Raw genomic sequence first — 3,781 nt, 5'->3', positions numbered from 1 at the left:
CCCGTCTGATCCTTAGAACAGGGCCGGCCGACACTTCCCCGAGCCGGCTGAGGCTGCCGGCCACGGGTTCAACTCAGTGGGCCGGATAGGGCTCCGGCTGCTGGTCGTAGGCGGGGGCGGGCCGCCGCGCCGATGGGACGTGCTTCTCGGCTTCGGCCTGGCAGTTGGAGCATAGCCCGTAAAACTCAAGGCGGTGCTGGCGCACCTTCACGCCCATCAGCCGCTCGATGCTGCGGTTGAGCTCCTCATCCACGGGTGTGGGGACGTCTTCGATCCGCCCGCACCGCTCGCAGACGAAGTGGTAGTGATTGCTGGCCGTCCCGTCAAACCGGCTGTACGAACTGCCGTACGAAAGCTCCAGCGCTTCGCCCGATGCCGTGAGGATCTTGAGGTTGCGGTACACCGTTCCCAAACTGATGTTGGGAAGCTCCTTGCGAACCTCCTGGTAGACCCAATCCGCCGTCGGGTGCGTCTTGGTGCTGCGCAGAACGCGCAGGATCACCTCGCGCTGCTTGGTACGGCGTATAAATCCCTGAATCCGCTCCATCCCCGCCAACCGTCCTCTCCTGTCGCGCCGATGGCTGCGATGACTGATGCTGCAACCGATCCGTATTAGCGCACTTTGTGACGTTTGGTGCAAAACTCGGTTCGAGGATACTGCTGGCGATGGTTACTGTCAACAATAACCCGGCGAGTTGTGACAAATGCCCGGGACATTGGACCAAGCGGGATTCAGCCGGGAGTGGAGGTCGGGGCCGTCCCCGGGCCGAACAACAGCCAGTAAAGGTGGGTGACCAAGGAAGTGCAAAGCCCGTCACAGCCGCTGTCGAAGCCTCGCTGGAAGACGATTGGAATCCTCGGCGGGATGGGCCCCGAGGCAACCGTCGATCTCTTCGCCCGTATCGTGCGTCTCGTGCCCGCGCAAAGGGATCAGGACCATCCCCGTATCATCATCGACAGCAACAGCCGTATCCCCGACCGGACAGCGGCCATCAAGGGAGAGGGCGAAAGCCCGCGTCCGGCGCTCATTGAGACGGCGGCCAACCTGGAGCGGGCGGGCGCCGAGCTCATCGCCATGCCGTGCAACTCGGCCCACTTCTGGTATGCAGAGATCGCGGCGGCGGTGCACATACCGGTGCTCAACATGGTGCGCCTGACGGCGGAGGCCGCGCGCCGAAAGCTCGCGGGGAGTGCGCCACACGGCCCGGTGCTGATACTGGCCACAACGGGCACCATCAGCAGCGGGTTGTACCAGCGCGCCTTTGATGAGATCGGGCTTCGAACGGTGGTGCCACCGGCAGATGCCCAGGACAAGGTCATGGAGGCCATTTACCTGGTGAAGGGCGGCAAGGCGGGTCAGGCTCGTCCCCTGGCGCTCGAGGTGCTGGCCGAGCTTTCCCGCACGCTGAAGCTGAGCGCAGTCGTGCTCGGCTGCACCGAGCTGCCGTTGATTCTCTCCCAGGGGGACACCGAAATCCCTCTTATCGACTCGACAGAGGTCCTGGCCCGGGCCACCGTGGAACAAGCGCGATGCGGCCAGCCTACCCTGCCCGCTGAAGCCGTACGTCAGTGATGCACGTCGGTGCGCCGTCCCTGGTGGAAATGCGCCCCTCGCCTGCCAGGCCGAGATCCGGCGCCTTCACGGTGAGGATCAACTCAAGCTGGCGAGGAAGCCAGAGTTCGATGAACCCGTTGGCCAGGCTGGTGACCATGCCGTCAAACACCACCCTGCCATCCGCCGTGCGGGCAGTGACGGCGAAGGGGGTATCGGGTAATTCGGCACGGCAACTGGAGATGTAGTGCACGCGGCACGGGTGCGTCTGGTTGACGTAGGGCGCCACGGCCACGTAAGTCTCGTTTGCGGGAAGGCTCACCCGGGCTTCACGGCCGTCCGGCCACTTGAGGAACAGCGCTTCGGTGGTGATGAAGCTCGTCACCGGCTCTCCGCGGGCGAACCACGCGTTGGCGAGGGCAACGGCCTCCCGGGCGCTCAGGCCGGCAACAGGGTTGCCCCCGATCTGGCCCGATCCGGTGCCCCACAGAACGGCCCCGAGCACCGCCGCCAGCAGGGCCCCGACCCACACCCAGGCCGAACCCCGCCTTCCTTTGCGCTCTGCCGTCCGCGGGCTCAGCCCGCCGGATCCGCGCGCGGCGCCGCCACAATCCGTCATGGTATACCATCCCCCCGTATGAGCGACTTCCCGGCGGGCATTGTAGCAGGCGGTCCACCCGGAGAACAGGGTCAAACGTTAGGACAGTGGAGCTGCCGAGCATGCCGGCCTTGATACAGGGGAGTGTTTTCAGTGGGGGCCGTTGAGGTGAAGCGCTGCCTCGGCGACGGACGCCAGAAGTGCGCCCGTGGCCAGCCCGGCTCCACCCCACAGCCGTTGCGGCCCTCGCTCGATAGAGGGGATCATTTCGGCGAAGACCACGTACAGCATCGCTCCGGCAGCGAGAGCGAAGGACGCGGGCAGCCACGCCGGCGACCCCAGGAGCAGCGTGTACGCGCCGACGGCCGCAAGGGGTTCGACCAGCCCGGCAGAGGTCGCCACGGCCCAGGTGCGCCAGCGGGTCACGCCGGTTCGGCACAGCGGCAAGGCGATGGCGAGACCTTCGGGCACGTTGTGAAGCCCGATGGCCGCTGCCAGGAAGGCGGCCTGTTGGGGCACCGGCGCTGCGTAGGCGGCCCCGACCGCAATCCCCTCGGGTGCATTGTGCAGGGCAACCGCAAGCCACATCAGCAGGCTCTGCCGGGCGCCCGGGCCCCGCTCCGTGCTACCGCCGGCACCCACAAGCGCGCCGGCCGCCATCCGGTGCAGCAGCCGGTCGAGCGCAAACAGGCCAACCGCCCCCAGAACGAGGCCGAGCGGCGCCCCCGGACCCCTGGTCTCGAGGGCGGGAACGAGCAGGCCATGGGCAGCCACCAGGGCCATCACGCCAGCCGTCATCCCGGTGAGGAACGCGTCGACGGTGGGCGGCAGCTCGTCGAGGAAAAGGGCCGGGAGCGCACCGGCCCCGGTCGCCGCGCCGGCCAGGAAGCTGGCCCACAGCGCCTGCACGTTCCAACTATATGTCCGGTGCCGGGGGTTCCACCCAGTAGCCCACCCCCACAATGCCGGGCCCGGCGTGGACTCCCATGGCAGGAGTGAAGGCAGTGAGCAGCAATTCGGCAGGCGCAAGCTCCCTCCGGACGCGCCTCATCAGCGCCGTGGCCTCTTCCGGGGCGTCCGCCTCCATGACGGCGAGATGGAGCCGCCCGGCCCGCGCGTCCGCGGCGACATCCGAGAGCATGCGTTCCACCGCGGCCTCGCGGCTGCGGACGACGGCCAGCGGCTCAACGCGCCCCTCCACGAGGGCCAGCACCGGCACGACTCCCAGCGCAGCGCCGATTCGCGCCAGCGCCTGGACCGCCCGCCCTCCTCGCCGCAGGTACTGCAGCTCCGGCACCATGGCAAACAAGCGCGAGCGCCGGCGGACATAGTCAACCCGCTGCAGGATCGCGTCCACGGTGGCCCCGGCCGCCGCAGCCCGAGCCGCTTCGATGACGACCCAGCCCTGGGCGGCAGCCGCCGTTCGGCAGTCCACCACGCGGGTCGGCACCGGGCTTTCGGGGGCTGCCAGCAGGGCGCTTCGGTGAACCGCGGTGAGTTCGGCGGGCAGCGTCAGGACAACGATTTCGCGCATGCCTCGGTCGGCCAGGCGACCAAAGGCCGCAAGGAAGTCCCCGGGCGAGGGGGCCGACGTGGAAGCCTGCTCGCCCTCGCGCAGCCGGTGGTACGCC

The 3,781-nt window shown here is 68.2% G+C and carries 5 protein-coding genes; 1 reads left to right on the top strand and 4 read right to left on the bottom strand.

What is annotated here, in order from left to right:
- Positions 1-73: 73 nt before the first annotated feature.
- A complete protein-coding gene (locus AB1609_17845; GenBank protein ID MEW6048309.1) occupies positions 74-547 on the bottom strand; it encodes a transcriptional repressor in 474 nt (157 codons plus the stop codon).
- 243 nt (positions 548-790) lie between these two features.
- Between AB1609_17845 and AB1609_17840 the strand changes: the two genes are divergently transcribed.
- Positions 791-1,573: an amino acid racemase gene (locus AB1609_17840; GenBank protein ID MEW6048308.1), complete on the top strand. Its 783-nt coding sequence runs from the start codon at positions 791-793 to the stop codon at positions 1,571-1,573.
- Here AB1609_17840 and AB1609_17835 read toward each other — a convergent pair.
- The 3 genes from AB1609_17835 to AB1609_17825 all read right to left on the bottom strand — a co-directional run.
- Positions 1,542-2,084 carry a CueP family metal-binding protein gene (locus AB1609_17835; GenBank protein MEW6048307.1) on the bottom strand — a complete coding sequence of 181 codons (543 nt, stop codon included), beginning with the start codon at positions 2,082-2,084 and terminating at the stop codon, positions 1,542-1,544. The genes AB1609_17840 and AB1609_17835 overlap by 32 nt on opposite strands.
- A 216-nt stretch (positions 2,085-2,300) precedes the next feature.
- Entirely contained in the window at positions 2,301-3,059 is a 759-nt protein-coding gene (locus AB1609_17830) for a ZIP family metal transporter (GenBank protein ID MEW6048306.1), read from the bottom strand.
- Between the two features lie 7 nt (positions 3,060-3,066).
- On the bottom strand, positions 3,067-3,781 hold a 715-nt coding region (locus AB1609_17825; protein ID MEW6048305.1), incomplete at its 5' end, for a DegV family protein.

The sequence above is a fragment of the Bacillota bacterium genome, assembly GCA_040754675.1.
GTDB lineage: Bacteria > Bacillota > Limnochordia > Limnochordales > Geochordaceae > Geochorda.
This window is presented reverse-complemented; position numbering and strand designations above follow the sequence as displayed.

What these genes read in the sequence shown, in the direction of transcription:
- AB1609_17845 (MEW6048309.1), bottom strand. Translation starts at nt 547, where the DNA reads ATGGAGCGGATTCAGGGATTTATACGCCGTACCAAGCAGCGCGAGGTG.